Source organism: Enterococcus sp. LJL120 (genome assembly GCF_054871765.1).
The window spans coordinates 1-19,928 of record NZ_JBTXLV010000015.1 but is presented as its reverse complement, the minus strand read 5'-3'; the positions used below and the strand labels follow the sequence as shown (position 1 = coordinate 19,928).

20 protein-coding genes are annotated in these 19,928 nt (G+C 39.4%); 10 read left to right on the top strand and 10 right to left on the bottom strand.

The features are described 5' to 3' along the window. Positions 1-131: 131 nt before the first annotated feature. Positions 132-1,319, bottom strand: a complete 1,188-nt coding sequence (tuf, locus tag ACYSNU_RS17600) for an elongation factor Tu (protein WP_461738465.1) — start codon at positions 1,317-1,319, stop codon at positions 132-134. A gap of 349 nt (positions 1,320-1,668) precedes the next feature. On the opposite strand from tuf, the gene ACYSNU_RS17595 reads away from it, so the two are divergent. After that, positions 1,669-2,022 (top strand): YxeA family protein, encoded by a 354-nt coding sequence (locus tag ACYSNU_RS17595; RefSeq protein ID WP_461738464.1) that lies wholly within the window; start codon positions 1,669-1,671, stop codon positions 2,020-2,022. A 167-nt stretch (positions 2,023-2,189) separates the two neighbouring features. Here ACYSNU_RS17595 and ACYSNU_RS17590 read toward each other — a convergent pair whose 3' ends face one another. Together ACYSNU_RS17590 and ACYSNU_RS17585 are read right to left on the bottom strand one after the other, a co-directional pair. Further along, entirely contained in the window at positions 2,190-3,974 is a 1,785-nt protein-coding gene (locus ACYSNU_RS17590; protein WP_461738463.1) for a glycoside hydrolase family 35 protein, read from the bottom strand. Between the two features lie 72 nt (positions 3,975-4,046). Beyond that, on the bottom strand, positions 4,047-5,051 hold the full coding sequence (locus ACYSNU_RS17585; protein WP_461738462.1) for a nucleoid-associated protein: 1,005 nt from the start codon (positions 5,049-5,051) through the stop codon (positions 4,047-4,049). A gap of 125 nt (positions 5,052-5,176) precedes the next feature. Between ACYSNU_RS17585 and ACYSNU_RS17580 the strand changes: the two genes are divergently transcribed. After that, entirely contained in the window at positions 5,177-5,416 is a 240-nt protein-coding gene (locus ACYSNU_RS17580) for a hypothetical protein (protein ID WP_461738461.1), read from the top strand. 112 nt (positions 5,417-5,528) lie between these two features. Here ACYSNU_RS17580 and ACYSNU_RS17575 read toward each other — a convergent pair whose 3' ends face one another. Both ACYSNU_RS17575 and ACYSNU_RS17570 read right to left on the bottom strand, forming a co-directional pair. After that, a complete protein-coding gene (locus ACYSNU_RS17575) occupies positions 5,529-6,152 on the bottom strand; it encodes a response regulator (protein ID WP_461738460.1) in 624 nt (207 codons plus the stop codon). After that, complete coding sequence (locus ACYSNU_RS17570) at positions 6,149-7,267, bottom strand: sensor histidine kinase (protein ID WP_461738459.1); 1,119 nt, start codon at positions 7,265-7,267, stop codon at positions 6,149-6,151. The genes ACYSNU_RS17575 and ACYSNU_RS17570 overlap by 4 nt, the downstream gene beginning before the upstream one ends. 111 nt (positions 7,268-7,378) lie before the next feature. Here ACYSNU_RS17570 and ACYSNU_RS17565 point away from each other — a divergent pair, with 111 nt between their 5' ends. The 6 genes from ACYSNU_RS17565 to ACYSNU_RS17540 all read left to right on the top strand — a co-directional run bounded on the left by ACYSNU_RS17565 (position 7,379) and on the right by ACYSNU_RS17540 (position 14,246). Next, the gene (locus ACYSNU_RS17565) at positions 7,379-8,311 is read left to right on the top strand and encodes an ABC transporter ATP-binding protein (protein ID WP_461738458.1); all 933 of its coding nucleotides are present in this window, start codon (positions 7,379-7,381) and stop codon (positions 8,309-8,311) included. A gap of 12 nt (positions 8,312-8,323) precedes the next feature. After that, positions 8,324-9,457 carry an ABC transporter permease gene (locus ACYSNU_RS17560; protein ID WP_461738457.1) on the top strand — a complete coding sequence of 378 codons (1,134 nt, stop codon included), beginning with the start codon at positions 8,324-8,326 and terminating at the stop codon, positions 9,455-9,457. Next, on the top strand, positions 9,444-10,628 hold the full coding sequence (locus ACYSNU_RS17555) for an ABC transporter permease (RefSeq protein WP_461738456.1): 1,185 nt from the start codon (positions 9,444-9,446) through the stop codon (positions 10,626-10,628). The genes ACYSNU_RS17560 and ACYSNU_RS17555 overlap by 14 nt, the downstream gene beginning before the upstream one ends. 393 nt (positions 10,629-11,021) lie before the next feature. Continuing rightward, a complete protein-coding gene (locus ACYSNU_RS17550) occupies positions 11,022-11,153 on the top strand; it encodes a hypothetical protein (RefSeq protein WP_461738455.1) in 132 nt (43 codons plus the stop codon). Between the two features lie 207 nt (positions 11,154-11,360). Continuing rightward, positions 11,361-12,671 (top strand): serine hydrolase, encoded by a 1,311-nt coding sequence (locus tag ACYSNU_RS17545; RefSeq protein WP_461738454.1) that lies wholly within the window; start codon positions 11,361-11,363, stop codon positions 12,669-12,671. A 372-nt stretch (positions 12,672-13,043) separates the two neighbouring features. After that, on the top strand, positions 13,044-14,246 hold the full coding sequence (locus ACYSNU_RS17540) for a YdcF family protein (RefSeq protein ID WP_461738453.1): 1,203 nt from the start codon (positions 13,044-13,046) through the stop codon (positions 14,244-14,246). Positions 14,247-14,311: 65 nt separating this feature from the next. Here the strand turns inward: ACYSNU_RS17540 and ACYSNU_RS17535 are convergent, their stop codons facing one another. The 4 genes from ACYSNU_RS17535 to ACYSNU_RS17520 form a co-directional block, all read right to left on the bottom strand. Then, positions 14,312-14,665, bottom strand: a complete 354-nt coding sequence (locus tag ACYSNU_RS17535; protein ID WP_461738452.1) for a fluoride efflux transporter FluC — start codon at positions 14,663-14,665, stop codon at positions 14,312-14,314. After that, on the bottom strand, positions 14,662-15,045 hold the full coding sequence (locus ACYSNU_RS17530) for a fluoride efflux transporter FluC (protein WP_461738451.1): 384 nt from the start codon (positions 15,043-15,045) through the stop codon (positions 14,662-14,664). The genes ACYSNU_RS17535 and ACYSNU_RS17530 overlap by 4 nt, the downstream gene beginning before the upstream one ends. Positions 15,046-15,171: 126 nt before the next feature. Then, positions 15,172-15,666, bottom strand: a complete 495-nt coding sequence (locus ACYSNU_RS17525) for an HD domain-containing protein (RefSeq protein WP_461738450.1) — start codon at positions 15,664-15,666, stop codon at positions 15,172-15,174. Between the two features lie 240 nt (positions 15,667-15,906). Next, complete coding sequence (locus tag ACYSNU_RS17520) at positions 15,907-16,677, bottom strand: TrmH family RNA methyltransferase (RefSeq protein WP_461738449.1); 771 nt, start codon at positions 16,675-16,677, stop codon at positions 15,907-15,909. A 144-nt stretch (positions 16,678-16,821) separates the two neighbouring features. Here ACYSNU_RS17520 and ACYSNU_RS17515 point away from each other — a divergent pair, with 144 nt between their 5' ends. Together ACYSNU_RS17515 and yidC are read left to right on the top strand one after the other, a co-directional pair. Beyond that, complete coding sequence (locus tag ACYSNU_RS17515) at positions 16,822-17,100, top strand: acylphosphatase (RefSeq protein WP_461738448.1); 279 nt, start codon at positions 16,822-16,824, stop codon at positions 17,098-17,100. Positions 17,101-17,478: 378 nt separating this feature from the next. Beyond that, on the top strand, positions 17,479-18,411 hold the full coding sequence (yidC, locus tag ACYSNU_RS17510) for a membrane protein insertase YidC (RefSeq protein WP_461738447.1): 933 nt from the start codon (positions 17,479-17,481) through the stop codon (positions 18,409-18,411). A 332-nt stretch (positions 18,412-18,743) separates the two neighbouring features. Here the strand turns inward: yidC and ACYSNU_RS17505 are convergent. After that, positions 18,744-19,928: GBS Bsp-like repeat-containing protein (locus ACYSNU_RS17505; protein WP_461738446.1), on the bottom strand; the 1,185-nt coding region annotated here is incomplete at its 5' end.

Here is a 19,928-nt window from a genome sequence, read left to right as displayed (position 1 = left end):
ATTTTATTATATCCTTATGATTTCTGATTTAGTAGTAAAATTTAAAATTAATTTCACAAATTTTGCAGTACATTTGTTACTTTTTGGCAAAAAAAAATCCTGACTCCATTAAGGAATCAGGATAAAAATTTTTATTTTTCGATTGAAGTAACGATACCTGAACCAACTGTCCGGCCGCCTTCACGAATTGAGAAAGTCGTTCCGTTTTCAACAGCGATTGGATGAATTAATTCAACATCAATTGTAACGTTATCGCCTGGCATAACCATTTCAGTGCCTTCAGGCAAAATAATGTTACCTGTTACGTCAGTTGTCCGGAAGTAGAATTGTGGACGGTAGTTGTTAAAGAATGGTGTATGACGTCCGCCTTCTTCTTTGGTCAATACGTAAATTTCTGCTGAGAATTTAGTATGCGGTGTAATTGAACCTGGTTTTGCAATAACTTGACCACGTTGAATTTCATCCCGTTGAATACCACGGAGTAAAATCCCAACGTTATCGCCGGCTTCACCGTAATCCAAAGTTTTACGGAACATTTCCACACCGGTTACAACTGCTTTTTTAGTTTCAGGAGCAATCCCGACGATTTCAATTTCATCACCAGTTTTAACCACACCACGGTCGATACGACCTGAAGCAACTGTACCACGACCAGTGATTGAGAAAACATCTTCGACTGGTAATAATAAAGGCTTGTCAGTGTCACGTTCTGGAGTTGGAATGTAGTCATCCACAATATCCATTAAGTCATAGATAATTTTTTCGTAATCAGCATCGCCTTCAAGAGCTTTCAAAGCAGAGCCTTTCACAACTGGAATATCGTCGCCTGGGAAACCATATTCAGTTAATAATTCACGAACTTCCATTTCAACCAAGTCAATCAATTCTTCGTCATCTACTAAATCGATTTTGTTTAAGAAAACGATTAAGTACTTAACGCCAACTTGACGAGATAGCAAAATGTGTTCACGAGTTTGTGGCATTGGGCCATCTGTTGCGGATACAACTAAGATAGCTCCATCCATTTGGGCTGCCCCAGTAATCATATTTTTAACGTAGTCCGCGTGTCCTGGTGCATCGATATGCGCGTAGTGACGTTTGTCAGTTTCGTACTCAACGTGGGCAGTGTTAATGGTAATTCCACGTTCACGTTCTTCAGGAGCGGCATCAATACTTGCGTAATCTTGTGCGCTGGCTAAACCTTTTTTAGCCAAAGCGTTAGTGATGGCTGCTGTTAAAGTTGTTTTACCGTGGTCAACGTGTCCAATTGTACCAATGTTAACGTGTGGTTTACTTCTATCATAATGTTCTTTTGCCATGATCTAAAATACCTCCTATAAATTGATTCTTTCAAGAATCAGGGTTGGCTTCTCTCCGTAAAATGAAGCTTATGATGTTATTATAGGTCAAAACTAGTCAGAGTCAATTAAAACGACTTTTCAGCAGAAGCTGCCGGCGATTTTGTTTCTTTTACAACCTCAAAGCTACATTAGAAGATTACAGTCCATAGTTTAGCACAAAGCCGCCAATCTACAAACTAAAGACCTTTATCATAAGAGAATCTAAACAATTTAGTTATTTTCATCTAACAAAATTGTTAGCCAAAAATGGGCTGAGAAGATGGCATTTCGGTAGGCTTTGTTTATAATAGTCTACGAGGTGAAGAATGTGAAAAAAATAATTGGCTTTATCGCTATTTTGGCAGTCTTTATTGGCGGCAGCTATTTTGCTTATAATTACTACTACGGCGGCGATACTTATTATACGAAAATTGTGACGGATGGTGAAAGATCAACAGAAACCAGCGACAGCGGCGAAACGTTCACCTTTTACGATTACAATCAAGCGGCTTACGACCAAGATGGTGCTGAAAAAGATGTAACCCTCCATGAAAGCCGGGAAAATCCGTTAAGAAAAGATGCCTATCTGAAATTATTAGTCAATGAACGCAAAGGCGTTATCAGCTGGGAAGAAGTCAGTCAAGACGATGTGCCTGATCAGGCTTTGACACAGTTGAATTAATACTAAAAATGAGAGCTACCCAAAAAGTGGGCGCTCTCATTTTTGTTTTCTTCAAATTGTTTGACTCATCTCAAAAAGTTCCACGGCATAAATCAAACGACGCAAATTTTTTTAGTATGGTTAGTACTATAAGAAGTATAAAATGCTACACCAGCCTTTTTTTTTAATTAATCTTTTCCATAGACTGGTTGGTCGCTAAAACTCAGGGTGTCAATTTTTACGCCTTCTGTTTCAAAAATAATAATCTGGTTTAGCCCCTGCTGCAAAAACTCCTTTGGACAATAAAGATACTGAGTCGGCCCCAGCTGCCAATAGCGACCCAAATTGAATCCGTTAATGGCGACAATCCCCTTACCATAATGCGAGCAATCGATAAAACTATCTCTTGGCTCAGCTAATTCTACCTCAAACTTATAAAAAGAAGGCTGCCGATAATCAGCGGCGGCTGTGAAATCAATTTTTGCCAATTGTTCAAAAGAAAAATCCAAGGCATACTGAGTAAAGCCTTGATGAAAATGAATATCGTGGATTAATCCGCCCCGCAGCCCTTTTTGTTGAGTGGGCGCATTTAATTTATAACCGTAATTAACCCGGCCTAAATTTTCCAGCAAAATTTTTACATTGGTGCTCTCTTTTTGCTGCTTGTCATGATACCGTATTTCTGCACCCATCGTTTCATGGTATTGCGTGCTATGAAACTGATTATTGATAAAAATTTGTCCCCGGTCACTCGCCTCCACTAGCTGCAGCCGATTTTCCTGCTGATAGTTTTTTAAATCAGCAGAGTACAGGATATAACCTAAGCCACTACCCGCTGCTTCCATTGTTAAAGGATAAACTGACCGCTGCTCTGTTGACATCTCAGCAATTGTGTTAAACAAGGAGACGCTGTCCTTTACAGGGAAACTACCAAAATTAGTAAAGGTTTTACTGCGGGGCTCTGCCTGCCAAACATTCGGGCAAATTTCTTTTATCGCTTTTTGGACTGCAAAATATTTTTCTGTGGGCGTGCCCCATTCCGTCAACAGTGCATCATAATCATAGCTCGTCACTTGAGGAAAATCGGTTCCTTGATTGACGCTGCAGCCATTATAAAAACCAAAATTGGTGCCTCCATGAAACATATAAAAATTAATTGAGCCCACTGTCAGCATTGCTTTAACCTCGGCGGCAACCTCAGCTGGCTGGCGCCGAATAATTTCATTGCCCCATAGATTAAACCAGCCATCCCAAAACTCCATGCACATCACTGGCCATTTTTTACCGTGCTTCGCCATAAACTGTTGGATTTTAGCAGCATTTTCCTGGGCGTGACTGCCAAAATTTCCGGTGACAAAAACATCCTCTTCAATCAAACTGCCGGCATCTAAGACCTCTGGCCAATCTCCATCCGCAGTAAATAATGGTACTGTGATGCCATTATCCACCATGATTTTTTTAGTTTCTCTCAGGTAATCTTTTTCCATGCCATAGGAGCCGTATTCGTTTTCAATTTGCATCATAATTACGGGGCCACCTTCAGAGATTTGCAGCGGCGCTAGTTTGGGCAAAAGAACAGCAAAATAATTGCTGACTTTTTCCATAAAAATCCCATCTGTTGATCTTAGTCGAATTCCCGGAAAGTTTAACAACCAAGGGGGCAGTCCGCCAAAATCCCATTCCGCACAAATGTAAGCCGATGGCCGTAGGATGACTAACAAATCCATTTTTTGCGCTAATTTAATAAAGGCCGTCACATCCTTTAAACCAGAAAAATCAAATTGACCTTCAAGCGGTTCATGTAAATTCCATGGGATATAGGTCTCCACAGTATTGGCCCCTAACGCCTTCAAATTATATAAACTGTCCTCCCACTGGCCCGGCGTCATCCGAAAATAATGAATGGCCCCACTGATCAGCTTAATTGGCTGGCCGTCTAGCAAAAAATCTTCTTTAATCTCAAATGTTCTCACGCTAATCCCCCTTGTCAAGCAGACCTGATGAAACACGAACAAAATTCTTTTTAACAACAAACTAGCTTTAACTTACAAACGATTAATAACCTCATCCACATTTTTAATCATGACAGAAACCGTGCCATCTGGATTATTCATAAATTCAATGAAATCTGGATTGCGATAGACATCCACCGGCACAATCAATTCAATTCCGTTGGAGAGTTTGAATTTTTGTTTACCAAAACGTTTTTCGGAAATTTCCTGAATCTCTTTGACCGGCTGTAATTCTTCAACAAAGCCAGCCTCTTTAACCTCTTCTTTGAAGGCCATTTGGGCGGAGATATTATCCTTGAAAACTTTTTGGGCGATTTTTTCGGCTTCGACAAAGCCGGTTTCCTCGATGCTGTCATACATAGCTTCTTTAACATCGGCTAAGATTTCAAATTCATCTTCGTCAAATTTTTTACCGATTTGCTTAGCAACTTTTTTGATGACTTTGGTATTTTCTTCAAGGGAAGGCGCTGGTTGAGTTTCAATCACGGATTCAGAAAAATAGGCTTTTTTCTCGCCAGAAAAGGTGTAGCGTTTTTCAATCAGCTCAAAACTTAAATTGCTGACGTTGACAATCAGCGCTTCATCCGCCTTTTGGGTTTTTGAACCTAAAATGCCGCGATTTAAAATCAATTTATTCTCAATCGCCCCAGTCTCGCTATCGACATAATGGGTATAAGCTTCGTGATAGTTGGCCTTCAAGAAAGCCAAATAAAGCTGAGTGTCTTCTTCATAGAGCACGACAAAAATATCGGCACTGGGGCCATCTTCACTCTGTCCATAAAAGCCAAACCAGCGCTCCGTCAATTTTTCGCTGACACTGATAAAATCCTCTGAGACAGTTTGCAATAATTCTGCAACTGCACTATCTTCTGCTAAAATCCCCGTTTTGGTCTGGGCAGAAGAAACCTTAGTAATTTTTTTCGTTAAAAAATCCCGAATGTATTCGGTGGTCAAGTCTAATTCAACTTGAGAAAACACGGGTAAATTACTCTCTCTATCGATTAAATGCATAATTGCTTTTTTTAAATAAATATCCAAAATGAACGACCTTCTTTTCTGTTTTTTGCCTAAGAGCTAGTGTACCGAAAAAAGGCTCGATTGTCAGCAAAATTTGTGCAAGAAGCAAAAATATCCGTTAAAATAGACTGAGATGGAGGTGTCCAATGCAAGCCAATTATTTAGAAAAATTACCTGAGGCAGTTTCCACTGCCTTAAACCATGACTTTGTTTTTATCATCGGCGAAAATTTAGTCCAACATTATCCGGCCCGCCAATGGACTGACCAAGAAATTTTGAGGGATTTAAAAAGACGCTTTGGGGTGGAAGGTCATTTTGTCCAAAAGGAAAATTACCGGATTGTGGAACTGCCGGGAATCAAGACTGTCAAAATTATTCTGCCCTAACAAGTAAACACCTCAGAAATTACAACGCTTTTACGTGTTTTCAATCAGCTAGATTTTTTATCTAACTGTTGAAGTCATGTCAGCTGGCTTGTAAAATTTCTGAGGTGTTTTTTTATTTGCTGTATTCCCGATAATAAAAAACAGCTAGCTGCGTACGATCCCGCAAGTCCAATTTATCCAATAGCCGGCTGATATAATTGCGGACGGTCCCTTCACTGAGAAATAAGGCCGCGGCTATTTCTTTATTATTCAGTCCGTTGGCCACTTGAATTAAAATTGTTTCCTCCTGTTCAGATAAGGAAAAATCAGGCTTGGCCGCTGCCGGTTTTAAAATACTCGGCAGCTTTTCGACAATCTGACTGCCAAAGACAACCTGCTGATTGACCACTGCTAAAATTGCCGGCACAATTGCGGACAAATCTTGTTTAATTAAATAGCCCTTGACGCCAATTTCTAACGCTTTTTGAATATATTCCTCATCAGAAAAAGTCGTCAATAATAAAATTTTTGCCTGCGGATTGGCAGTCAAAATATTTTCAGCAGCTTGAATCCCAGTGCCTTCTGCCATCCGAATATCCAATAAAAGGACATCTGGTTGCCATTTTTGATAAAGCACCTCCGCCTCTTGCCCAGAATGGCCGCTGGCTACCACCTGAATCTTGCCGTCAGCCTCAACTATCGTTTTTAAAGAAGTAGTGACTAGATAATCATCGTCAACGACCACAATTCGTATCATTCAACTTCCTCCTCATCTTCTTTGGGTTTATCCAGCTTCGGCAAGATAACCTGTAACGAGAACCCTTTTTCACTGGCGTGAGTATGCAGCTGCCCGTTAAAACCTTCCAAGCGTTTTTGAATACTCAAAAATCCAATGCCCTGTGACTGACTCGTTTTCTGTAAGCTTCCATTATCTTGAATCGTGCACTTGTAAAACGCTGGCAGCTGACTAAATTCAATCATCACTGTGTCAGCGTTGCTATGCTTCATAACATTCGCTAGAGCTTCTTTAATAATCATTAGCAAAGGCTGAGCATACTCTTGCGGAAAATCGTGATAATTGCCGCTAACTTTCACCTCAGCCCCATAAAAATCCTGCAGGAGTAACTGCAGACCGTCAGCTAATGTGACAGAAATTTGATAGGTATTATGTACGCTGTTGCGAATGCTAGACATGCCCTGATTGACTGTGTCATTCAATAATGACAAGGGCTCTTGTAAATTTTTTTGTTGATTTAAAGTCTGAATAGCTCCAAGTTGCAGAAGCGCACTAGATAATAGATGCCCGACATTGTCATGGATGTCTCTAGCAATACGGTTGCGCTCTTTAGTGATTTCCAATTCAATCAATTGTTCTTGGGTGGACAGCAGCTGGCTATTTTTTTCTGTTAAGATATGCTGTTGCTCCCAGCTATCATCTTTTAACCGCAAATAATTTTGCTGAATGTCGGTTTGCAACTGGCGGCGCCAAGTCAAATAGCTACTGGCTACCATCAGTAATAAAACTAAAATTTTCAATTGACTGGATAAGTCGGCCAACAAAACTGTAGCGGTCATCAGGACAAGACTGATTTGTTGCCAATTTTTTTGCGGCGTGACGGTTAGATAAAAACCGGTCACCGTTGGTAAAAAAACGATTACTAGCGGATAAAATAATCCCACTGCCAGAAAAAAAGTAACGAGAATTTTTTTTAAAAAATTCACAGGCTTTAAATAAATCAGTCCACAAAGAATCAGGGTTGCTAATAAGCACAGAACAATGATTCCTGCGGCAACTTGTCCGACTAATAGAAAGACTGCAAAGAGCAGAAAAAAACTATTTTCCCAAATATTTTGATAGGGTAACTGCTTCATAGGGCTCCTTAATGTGACAATTGTCACCTGCTGTTTGGCTGGCAGACACTAGGTTAGCTTGATTTTATTTATTATAGTCATAGTAACAAGAAAAAGAAAAGAGGTAGCTGAATGATTATTGAAGTGGAAAATCTCGTGAAACGGTATGGCTCTTTGATGGCTTTAAATCATTTTAACTTGAAGGTCAAAAAAGGAGAACGCCTTGGCCTATTAGGGCCAAACGGCAGTGGCAAAAGTACGGCCATCAACTGCATGCTTTCACTTTTAAGCTACGACAAGGGGGCGATAAAATTATTTGGCGAAGAGATGGCCCCTGATAAATATGATTTAAAACGGCGTATTGGCGTGGTTCCCCAAGAAGTCGCTGTCTTTTTAGAGCTGACCGCCGAGCAAAATATCGATTATTACTGCGGGCTCTATATTGCTGATAAAGCAACTCGTAAACGGCATGTGGCTGAAGTCATCAAGTTAGTCGGCTTAGAGGAATTTCGTAATTTTGTTCCCGCTAAGCTTAGCGGCGGTTTAAAGCGCCGCTTAAATATTGCCTGTGGCATTGTGCATAAACCAGAATTAATTTTTTTAGATGAACCGACTGTCGCTGTCGACCCGCAAAGCCGCAATAAAATTCTCGAAAGCATTCGGATTTTAAATGAGCAAGGTGCGACCATCGTCTACACGACTCATTATATGGAGGAAGTCGAAAGCCTCTGCAATCATATTGTGATTCTCGATCAAGGGGAAGTTATTGCTGAAGGCAGCAAAGAGGAGCTGAAGCAAATGATTCGCACTACAGAAAAATTAGTGATTGAGCTACCTTTTTTCAGCGATTCCTTGAAAAAATATTTAGCTGGTCAACCCGATATTATCGAAACAGAATACGACCAGATTTTTCTGACGTTACACACCACTCATTTAAAGAAAACTTTATTGGAACTGCTGAGTTTTTTCAGCACTCAGCAGCTTGATTTTGGCAGTATTCATACCCAAGAAGTTACTTTAAACGATGTCTTTTTAGAAATTACCGGCAAAGCTTTGCGGGATTAAAGGGGGGATTGGATGTTTCAGCACTTATATCGCTTTCGTTTAAAAATTTTACTGCAACGACGAGACCTACTGTTTTGGACTCTGATGTTTCCGTTGATTCTCGGTTGGTTTTTCCAAGCGGCCTTTGGCAATATTGACAATGCTGAAGTCGTAACTGCTAGTGATGTCGCTTTTGTCGGTCAAGCAGCTCCTGAAGAAAGCCAATTTGCAAAAGCCCTCAGCAGCATCGACAATCAAGGGACGGCATTGTTCAAGCCGGTTTCCATGAGCGAAAAAGCTGCCCAACAAGCGTTAGAAGAAGGCGAAGTCAGCGGAATTTATTATTTTTCTGATCAGGAAATTTCTTTGCAAATTAATTCCGATCAAACGCCACAAAAATTGCTGCAAGCTTTTTTAGATCAATTTTTGCAGCAACAAAATTTACTGGCACAAATTACTGCAACTGGTCAAACAGTTTCTGATGAACAGTTGGCTAAGTTTTTGGAGCCGACAAATTATTTGCAAACAGATGGAGAGCTTTCTGCCAACGACCAAAAAAGTTTTTACTTTTTCACTTTGATTGGCATGGCCTGCATGCTTGGCTTTCTCTGGGGCTTGAAAAATAGCGTGGATGAGCAGGCCGATAAATCAGCTAGAGGCATTCGCTTTTCACTGATTCCTGCCAATAAGCTTTTGGTCAATACTGCCAACACTTGTGCTGCCTTCACCATATTTTTTGTAGAAATTCTTTTGGTAATTGGCTTTTTCAATCTGGTCTATCAAGTCAACTTTGGTTCCCGTTGGCAATGGATTTTAGTGGTTGCCGCTCTCGGTTCATACAATGCGCTCGTTTTAGGGGCCTTTCTGGCTAATCGTTTGAAGATTCCCCTTCTTCAACAAGAAAATGTCGGCTTAGCCTTCACAATGCTTATGAGCTTATTTGCCGGTATGTTCGGTTCTTATCCACGGGATTTAATTGCCGAATATCTGCCGTTTTTAAACTATTTAAATCCTGTTAATTTAATTAGCGAAAGTTTTTATCAGCTCCTTTACTATCAATCGTTGGATTCCTTTTATGTGAATCTCTTTTGTCTCATCGCTTTGGCAGCCCTGCTCTCCCTCAGCGAATTTCTCTTTGAAAGGCGGGCACAGTATGAGTATCTTTAAAGCCATGCTCTATATCATCAAAAAAAATCGCTGGAGTCTGCTGCTGATTGTTTTAATCAATGTGGTAATCTCCGGTTTTAATGCAAGAAATTTTACGGACAACCCTACCCTGGATTTAACCAATTCAAAAATTACCATCTATAACCACGATCAAGGAGACATCGGCCAAAGCTTATCAGATTATCTGGCGAGCCAAAGCACGCTAGTTACTTTGGCGGATAATCAAAAAGCCCGTGATGACGCGTTATATTTTGGGAAAACAGACTATATTTTAACGATTCCCGCTGACTTTAGTGAAAACTTTCTGCTGGGAAATATGGATGCAACACTAGCAGTCCAAACGCAACCAGGTAGTTTTGGAACAAGCTTTTTAGAAACGCGAGTCAATCAATATCTCAATACTTTGCAGACTTTAAATGAAGTACAGCCAGAGGAGACACTCCCTGTTTTATTAAAACAAACAGCTGAGAATCTGAAAATTACTGGAACACTGGTCAGCGATTCGACATACGCTGAGAACAACTGGCGCCAAACTGCTGCCAATATCTATAATCTTTTGGCTTATGGACTTTTCGCTACAATCTTTTCCGGGATTGCTACGATTTATTTAAGTTTTAACCGCCCAGAAATCCGTGAACGGAATCGGTTGGCCCCGCTTTCTGCTAAAAATTTTAATGGGCAGCTGGGAAAAGGTCTGTTGCTCTTTAGTTTGGTTACCCTGTTGGTCTTTTTAACTTATAATTTTGTGATTACTGGTATGGTATTTTCCTTTACTACTTTACTTTTTTGTCTAAGCAGCTGTTTGTTCTTTTTGACAGCGGTCGCCTTCTCACAATTAATTGCTCAGCTTTCTAAAAGAGACATGGTGATCACCATCGTCAACAACATCTATATTCTGGGCAGTTGTTTTATTAGCGGCGTCTTAGTTCCAATGGAATACTTGCCGGGTTTTGTTAAAAATATTGCGATGTTCACCCCGACCTACTGGTTTGTAGATTTAAACAGTCAGATTGCCGAAACCAGTCAGTATGATTCTAGTTTTTATCAAGGTGCTACCGTCAATGCCCTAATTTTAATCACTTTTGCAATTGCCTTTGTCGTCATCAGCCGTGTGTTGCAAAAGGAAAAAAATCAGCAGTTTTGGTCCACCCTAAAGAATAAAGTCGCTTGATTCTGTCATATTTCAAAAATGAAAAATTCACGTTAGATTTTGGTGAAAAGTTGTCATTACAAATTTTTTTCAAATTATTTTTAATTAACTAACTTATTTTAAGTTTCATTTAAGTTACTTGTTTTATTCTTTTGACATAGGTAATCCCAACCTAATCCAATTATCTTTTTTCATTTTCCTTTGAGGCTAGCACCCATCCTATCGCTAGCCTCTTTAATATCTCTTTAGTAACGATTATTTTCTAAGACGGATTCTTAACATTTTATTAAAACGCTTTTTTCTTCATAAATTACGGGCAAATTCATATAGAGTTAACAAAAGTCATGTTATAATGTATTTAAGAAATGAAGGACTAGTGAAGCATTCACTGGAAGATAGAAAGTAGGGAAAGTTATGGAAATTATTTTTAGTGTCTTAAGTTTAGTTGTATTAAGCGGCCTGTCACTTTTCGGACTTGTGCTGTATACCAATCAAGAAAGTCAACGTCAAAAAGTACCTGTTAGAATTAAAAAAGATGACCGTTAAAACGAAAAATGAATAAAAATCTGCAAATGCGGCGTTACTCGTATTTGCAGATTTTTTTGCGTTTTCCCCTATTCTTCTCAAACTTTTTTATTAAGTTTGTTCTGACGGCTTGCCTAGCCCTGTCAGCTTTGATACACTTAAAAACGGTATTTTAAAATAAGTATGTTGTCTAAAAAAAATGGCACGATTCATCTAAGGAGTTTGGAAATGGCCCATAAAAAAATAAAGATTATTGCTTGGTTACTAGCCTTTGTTACGGTATTGTTTGTCAGTCCGCTTGCGGTCAAAGCGGAGGAAAGCGACTTTTCCGTCAATGCTGGCGCTGCGTTTGCCATCGATGCCGAAACCGGCAAAATTTTATATGATCAAAATGGTGAAACCCCAGTGGGCATCGCCTCTGTCACAAAAATTTTAAGCACCTATTTAATTTTAGAGAGTGTGAATAATGGCACGATTTCTTGGGAAGATCAGGTGCCCATTTCTGAATACACCGGCGCCTTGAGTTTAAACTGGGAGCTGTCAAATGTTCCTTTATATACCAATCAGACTTATTCCGTGCAAGAACTTTATCAAGCGGGCTTAATCGCTTCGGCCAATGCCGCAGTTGCCGCAATGGGCGAATATATCGCCGGCAGTGAGGCAAATTTTGTCGATATGATGAAGGCCAAATTAACAGAATGGGGCATTGACGATGCAAAAATCGTCAATAGCTCAGGTCTGAATAATTCTTATCTTGGGGAAAATATTTATCCCGGCAGTGCTGCCGATGATGAAAATATGATGTCCGCTAAAGATGTGGCGATTGTTGCCCAGCATTTAATTAATGATTTTCCGGAAGTCCTAGAGACCACCGCGGTAACTTCGATGGTTTTTTCGGCCGGCACAGCTTCTGAAACAGAAATGACCAATTGGAATTGGATGCTGCCGGGCTTTTTATATGAAAAAGCCGACGTCGATGGTTTAAAAACCGGCACAACTGATTTTGCTGGCGAATGTTTTGTCGGCACCATGGAACAAAATGGCACTCGTGTTATCACCGTCATTTTAAATGCTGGTGGCACTGATACAGATACCGGCGCCCGTTTTACTCAAACGGGACTACTAATGGATTATTGCTACAACACCTGGTCCCGTCAGGAAATAAGTCTTGATGATGCAACAGTTCCCGACCTAGAAACTTTGGCTGTACCTGATGGCGAAGAAATGACCGTGCCGATTACCGTTGAAGGTAGCGTAACTTTATGGGTGAAAAATGGCGCAGATTCAAGCAATGTTGCTTATGACGTTAGCTTAGATGACTCATTAGTCACTGACAATGAGTTAGCGGCTCCAGTCAGTAACGGCCTGACTGTCGGCACCGCTACTGTCACCAACCCCGATGACACCCTTGGTTATCTCAATGAAGCCGACAATGTTCAAACCGTTGAACTAGTCACCACTCAAGAAGTGCTTAAGGCGAATTTTTTCATCAGAATCGCCCGCAGCCTCACGAACTGGCTCAATGATTTAATCGGTTAAAAGAACTAAACTTAAGCTTTTACAAATAGAACGCAGATGGCAAGCTTGATTGATAAGCTGCTATCTGCTTTTTGTTTGCCAGTAAAAATTGAATACTTCACAGAGGATTTTATTGAACTTGCAGTTGTATTCTAAACCCTAAGTCTAATCTACTAAAAAAGTATTCAAACACTTTTTTCCAAATTAATCATCTAACACTAAAAGATGCTCCTAAGAATTTTAGCCACAGAGATGCCCAAAATATACTTTGGCTAAGACATCTGGAAAAAGTCTGGTAGCACGCCACTTTTTTATTGTTTCAAAGATTTTTTTGCTATACTATAAAGCAGACAGAGATTTACTTGTCAGTTCATTGAGTACAGGAGCTTGGTTATGAATTTTAATTTAGAAATTATTTTTTTTATCGGATACCTATTGGGTGTCATTGGCATTTATTTTTGGCAGCGAAAGAAACTGATAAATAGCAACTTCTTTTATATTCTGCTTTTTTCAGGCCTATCATTGTTGGCCTACACCTTATTTTTGGAATTTCGTGAAGGCAGCTATTATTTCTTGCTGCCGTCAGTTTTTTTCAGCATCTTTGCCTTGAGTTATTTTAGGGAAAAGCGGCGGCTAGTGAATGGCTTACTTTTCAATTTTTTCTTAATGAGTTTTGGTAGCTACCTGCTGTTTGTCATGTTTGAGGCCCAAAGTATTTTTCTTGGCGGATTGCTGTCTGTGATTGGTCTGGCCATTTTATTTACCTTGGCCTTTGGCATTTACGCCTTGATTCTCTTTTTATATTGGAACAGCTATCTCGTCTTAAAAAAAGAATCCTTTTCTCTAGCGAATCTGCTGACGCTACTTTTAGGCATTGGTCTGACGATTTTTCTTTTAATTGAACTCTTTGTTCTCTCCCATCTGCCGGATTGGGTAGCGATTTTATTTTTCATTGTGCCATTGATGCTGGGCTATTTCTTTGTTGTCTTTTACAATTTTCTAACAATTTCAGTCCTTTATCAGTTTAACCGCCCTAAATACAATCAAGATTATATTATTGTTTTAGGAGCCGGCTTGCTTGATGGCAAAACCGTTACTCCGCTCTTAGCAAAGCGAATTGATAAGGCGATTCAGTTTTATAAAGCCCAAAAGCGAGCGACCATGAAGACGCCCATGATTTTAATGTCTGGTGGTAAAGGTAGCGATGAAAGTGTCTCAGAAGCTGAAGCGATGAGGACCTATGCTATTGAACAAGGGATTGCTGCAGAGGATATCTTGATGGAAACCAACTCGCGAACCACTTTGGAAAATATGAAGTTCTCCAAAGAAATTATGGACGCCGGTTCCCAACAACCCTACAATGCAATTTTTACGTCGAATAATTTCCATATTTTTCGGGCGGGCTTATTTGCTCGCCAAGCCCAAATCAAAGCAGACGGCATCGGTGCCAAAACGGCCGGCTATTATCTGCCCAATGCTTTTTTGCGGGAGTTTGTCGCCATTGTCGCTTTAAATAAAAAGCGCCACATCGCCGTGTTTTTATTTTTCTTAGTTTTCGTAATACTTTTTGCTTTAATCAGTCTACTCTTTTCATAAAAAAATCCCAGTTCTTATCAAGAATCTGATAAGCGCTGGGATTAATTTTTTAAATTTTTCAAATGTTAAGCTAAGATTTTCCCAACAACTAAACCGGCAAAGCAAAAGACAATTCCCACCACATACGTAATCGCAAAATACCAATAAAATAATTTGCGATTTTCCTTTAATAAAATAAACAGCTCAAAATTTAGCGTCGAAAAAGTTGTGTAGCCCCCCATCAAACCCGTTCCCAGTAATAAATATAAGCTATTAGATAAATTCATTCCTGCGAAAATGCCTAATAAAAAGGCCCCGCTGAGATTAATGATTTGGGTAGCAAAGGGGTAAGGATGCGGCAGCTTTTCAAATAGTAAATTAATACTGTAGCGAATCAAAGCCCCCATCGCAGCGCCAGTGCCGACTAAAAGAAAGTTCATTGGGCTAGCCTCCTTGGTGAGTACACATATTCACCGAGAAATGCCATCAACAATCCCCCAAAAATTGAAGCCACCAAATAAATTACAGCTAACAAATAATGATTGCCCGACAATAATTGTGCTGCATCTAAAGCGAAGGAAGAAAAAGTTGTCAAAGCTCCACAAAAACCGGTGCCGACGCCAAGAATTAACCGGCCATTCCAATCTCGATCCACCATAATATGTTTTACCAGCCAGCTAAAAAGAAAACAGCCAACAAGATTGACCATCAGTGTGCCGATTGGAAAATCACCAATTTTTGGGAAAATAAAGTCGACTAAGTAGCGCACATTTCCGCCAATAAAGGCAAAGGCAGCCACAATTAAATAATTAAGCTTCACTATAATTCCTCCAAACTTTTGAATTCTCCGTCATCTTAAGCTTATTTGTCGAAATTTTCAAGGAGGAATTCTCCAACTAGAACAAAAAAAGAGGAAAATCTCATTCGATTTTCCTCGGTAAACTTTTTAATTTCGGGCAAAAATGTGTTGCCACTTGCTCCGCATATTTTGCGTGAAGGGCTCGGAAGCTTCTTTAATTGCACAGTATTTATCAACCATTGTTACAATATAGCTTTCTTTGTAACGAGGCGGTGCAATCGTTGCTCCCCACATATGTTTCACAATAATGTCTCTTTCTAACGGAGACAATTCTGTGATTTTTTCAGCATTTTTAACGGCAATCCGGGGATGCATATAGGCATGAGAGCCTTCATCAAATTTGGTTGTCCGCCAATCATAATAAAATAAATCGTGCAATAAGCCCGCCCGTGCAGTTGCTCGAGCATCGCCATGCCAGCGTTTTGCTAATTTATAACTATAATAAGAGACACTTAAAGAGTGTTCTAAACGAGTTGAATTCACATGTTGTTTGTAAGTTGCCAGTTTTTGCACTTCGTCAGTTGCTAACAAATCTTCCACATAGGACATATATTCTTTATCATCTTGCCAAGCTAAAGTCATTCACAAAGGCCACCTTTAATTTTGAAATCATTCTAACACTTACTCAGTATAGCACGCCCCCAGTGAAATTACTCCTAACGGTCTTGATTGTTAAGATTCCTTAATCTTTTTAAGAAAAATGTAAAGAAAATCCTTCTGCAAATAGAACTAAATTTTTTGGAAAGAGCTTTAAATCAGCTAAATTTTAGCTGATAACTGAAATTTTTTTACAACTCTATTTCAGCAGTCTTTTCACAAAAATTAATTATTCAGTGCTAAGGCATACATTAAAATGCCAGCTGCAACTGCTACATTTAAGGATTCCGCTTGACCCAAAATCGGAATATAAATGTTTTGATTGGTTTGACTTAAGATTTCCTGAGGAAGACCTTGTCCTTCATTACCCATGATTAAAGCTGCATTTTGTAACGGTTTGACTTCAGTCATACTGACAGCCGCTTCATTTAATTCAGTCCCATAGACTGGACTGCCAGCTGACTTGAACAGCTCGATGGCTTCTAAAATTGGTTTTTCGATAATCGGCAAATGAAAATTGCTCCCCTGCATACTCCGTAAAACTTTGGTGCTATATATATCCGCGGTACCTTCGCCTAAAATCACTCCAGAAAAACCAGCAGCATCCGCGGTACGAATCATCGTGCCGACATTACCGGGATCTTGCACCTCTGCTAATAATAACCAGCGCCCGCTAAAATCAGTCGCCTGATTGTCGGTTAATTCCATCACCGCTAAAATTCCTTGCGGCGTAGGTAATTCTGATAAACTATTCATCACGGCATCACTGACAAAATAAAGTTTCTCAGGCGGAAATTCCGCCAGCCAAGCCTTCCATTCCTGCAAGCCCCGCTGATTGACTAGGACGGCAGATATTTCCTGTTGATTTTTCTGCGCCTCTTCAATTAAATGAAAGCCCTCCAGCAAGTATTTCCCTTCTGTTTGCCGCACTTTTTTCTTTTGATATTTTTTTAATTCTTTAATCCAAGTATTCTTTGTGGATAAAATTTCCTTCATGAACGTCACCTCGCGTTATTATAGCATGGGAGCCCTATCAGAAAAAAGCAGATTATTTTCTAACCTACCTTTTAAAAAACTTGAAATCAACCGCCTTTTTTTTCATAATAGAAACAAGAAAACGATTTAAGAAAGAGGTGCCCCATGAAAAAATTGAGAATTAATATTAAAGGCCGTGTGCAAGGTGTCGGCTTTCGTTATACCACCAAAATGGTCGCCGATGAATTAGGTGTGACTGGTGCCGTTTGGAACGAAGATGACGGCTCCGTTTCAATCGAAGCCGTGGCAGACGACGCTGTGATGGAGCTCTTTTTGCAACGCCTAAAAGCTTCTCCCTCCCCTAGTGGCAAGGTTTCTGAAATGACCGTGGAAGAAGCCCCTGAGTTGAAAGAAGGAAAGAAATTTAATGTTTCTTATCGATAAGTTTTAGGTAGAAGCAGTCTAAATTTTTGGAAATTCTCTTTTTCTCAACTAGTAACGGGATTTGCTTTGGATTGTTGGATAAGTCATTTTTTGTAAGAAAAGCTTTCGCTTGTTTAAATAGACAATAAATTTTTTAGACACTACTCTAGCCAATCAAACCTGTTTTAAACACAATAAATATGTAATCACCCACGATTTTTAGCAAGTCAAAGTAAAATCCTAATTAACCTACAGCATTTTTTCACAGATAAAACCTGTATCACCTCCACTCTTAGAAAAACCTAAGACTTTCGCCTGATTTTTTAATGTTGAATTGAAATCAGGCGACTTTTTTAGTATAGTTAAAAAGTGTGAAATTTAAGGTAGAGGAAGAAACTAATGAATCGAATTAAAAATGTCTTACTTGGCTCCGGGATGGTCACTTTACTACTTGCTTTGTCTGGCTGTGTTGGTACAGACTCAAACGGAAATCCCGATACAAGCGGTATAATTTATCGCTTCTTAGTCCGTCCGATGGGCAGCTTGATGCAATACTTAGCCAACGATTTTGGTTGGGGCTTTGGCTGGGCGGTAATTTTTATCACGATTATCGTGCGAATTATCATCATGCCATTAGGAATCAATCAGTCCCGTAAATCATTGATTCAGTCAGAAAAAATGCAAGCAATCAAACCACAAATGGATGCCATTAACGCAAAAGTTAAAGCGGCAACCTCGCAAGAAGAACAAATGGAAGCCAATCGTGAAATGCAGGAATTGTATAAAGCCAACAACATGAGTATGTTTGGCGGTATCGGTTGTTTACCATTGCTTATTCAAATGCCGATTTTCTCTGCGTTATATTTTGCGGCTCGTTATACAGAAGGCATCAGCGGTTCTGTTTTCTTCGGTATTAATTTAGGTGATGTGAGCTATGTCTTAGCGGCGATTGCTGGACTTTCTTATTTAGCTCAAAGCTTTATCTCGATGATTGGCTTGCCTGAGGAACAAAAGAAAACTATGCGTTCAATGATGATTGTTTCGCCATTAATGATTGGCTTTATGTCTATCAGCGCACCAGCCGGCGTTACTTTGTACTGGGTAGTCGGTGGGGTCTTCAGTTGTATCCAATCTTTTATCACCAACGTTATGATGCGTCCAAAAATCAAAGCCCAAATTCAAGAAGAATTAAAGAAAAACCCGCCAAAACAAGTTGTTACACCTAGAAAAGATGTCACACCAACACCAGCTGAACCGATTCAAAATCGCAATGCAGGCGGTAGTGATAAGAACGGCCGTGGTAGAAATGCTGGCAAGCAGCAGCGGAAGTAACGATTAAAAAATGCAAATTGATTAAATCATTTTTTCAGTTTGAGTAAGTGGCTGGGATTCTAGCCAAAATAAAAAACCAGAAGTTTGAATAGCCAACTTCTGGTTTTTTTGCATCTTACTAAATCTGATATATCTGTAAATAAAAATTTACATTTCATTATGGTTTTCAATAATTTACTAATTTGTTTCACCGTCGGTCTATCCAAAATGAATACAACCCAAAATTGATATCTTTGTTTCATTGCAAAGTAATTTTTTCAAGTAAAATTTAGAATTGTAAGCCACTTATCAATATTTTGTAGAATAGCCTCTAAATTAATAACTAATCCGTCTTAATAATCAAAAGACGATAAATTGTACTGATCTATGATATTATTCAATTTAACATTATAAGTGGGATCTGTAGCATATTTTCCTGTTAATGCTGCTGTTGCTTCTTGGTAACTTGAGGCATTCTCCCGCCAAGTCCCTGAATAGTACAATGGATTCCACGAAATATCCCCATAGTTACTGTTTGGTCCTAGTCTCAGCTTTAAAGCATTGTCTAAAACTGATTCAGTAAGCGATGGATAACTTCTAAATTTAGCGAAAACGGAAGTCAACTTATCATTAATAATCTCCGAAGTTTCCTTCTCATAAAATTTCCCTAGATATGCCCCTTTAACCCCAAAAAGATTGTTTGCATTTTGAGCTAAATCACTCTTGCCGTATGCTGATTCTAGTGCAGCCTGTGCCAACATTACAGAAGGATATAGATTATTTTCATCTGCTGTTTTTTTCACTGTCGGCAAAATGCTATTAAAGAAATCAACCTGCTCTTTACTTCCGGTGAGCCCTGGGATGTCCATTGAGCTTAAAGCAACTGACCTTTCTACGCCATTAACTCCACTTGCATATACATGAATGTTGTATTTTCCAATATTCAATTGGTGATTTCTATAGTCAAAATTTACTTGATAATGTCCATCACTGATTTTTTTAGCTTCATACCAAACAATATCGGACTGATTTTTTTGAGACCACACAGGCACACGAACACTTCTAATTGAAGTCTTGCTGACAGTAGTAATGTTAATCTGTGCTTTCCCAAAATCTGTCGTAGAAATAGTAGCTGTCCCACTAATGTCAATCGTGTCAACAGTAAAGCCATCTGTTCCATAGCTTTCCGTTGCCCCATTTGAGAAATCAACGTACGTGTGCACATTGTATTTTCCTGAGTCTTTATGATCTGCTACCTTCACTCTGGCTTCCCATCGTTTAGTAGTGGCATTGTAGGTTGCTGTATACCAGCGAATATCATCTTGTCCGTTTGTGTTGCTCCAGACTGGGAAACGGACTGATTTAATACCTGGATAGTTGTTGACATTCGCACTGATTAGATATTCTTCATTATTTCCCTTTACATCAGTAATTGTCGTGTCCAATGAAAAATTAGGTCGCTTAATCATCATCTTTCCAAATGATACTGATCGATTTAGCCCATTAGAAGCTGTCGCATACACATGAACGGTATAATT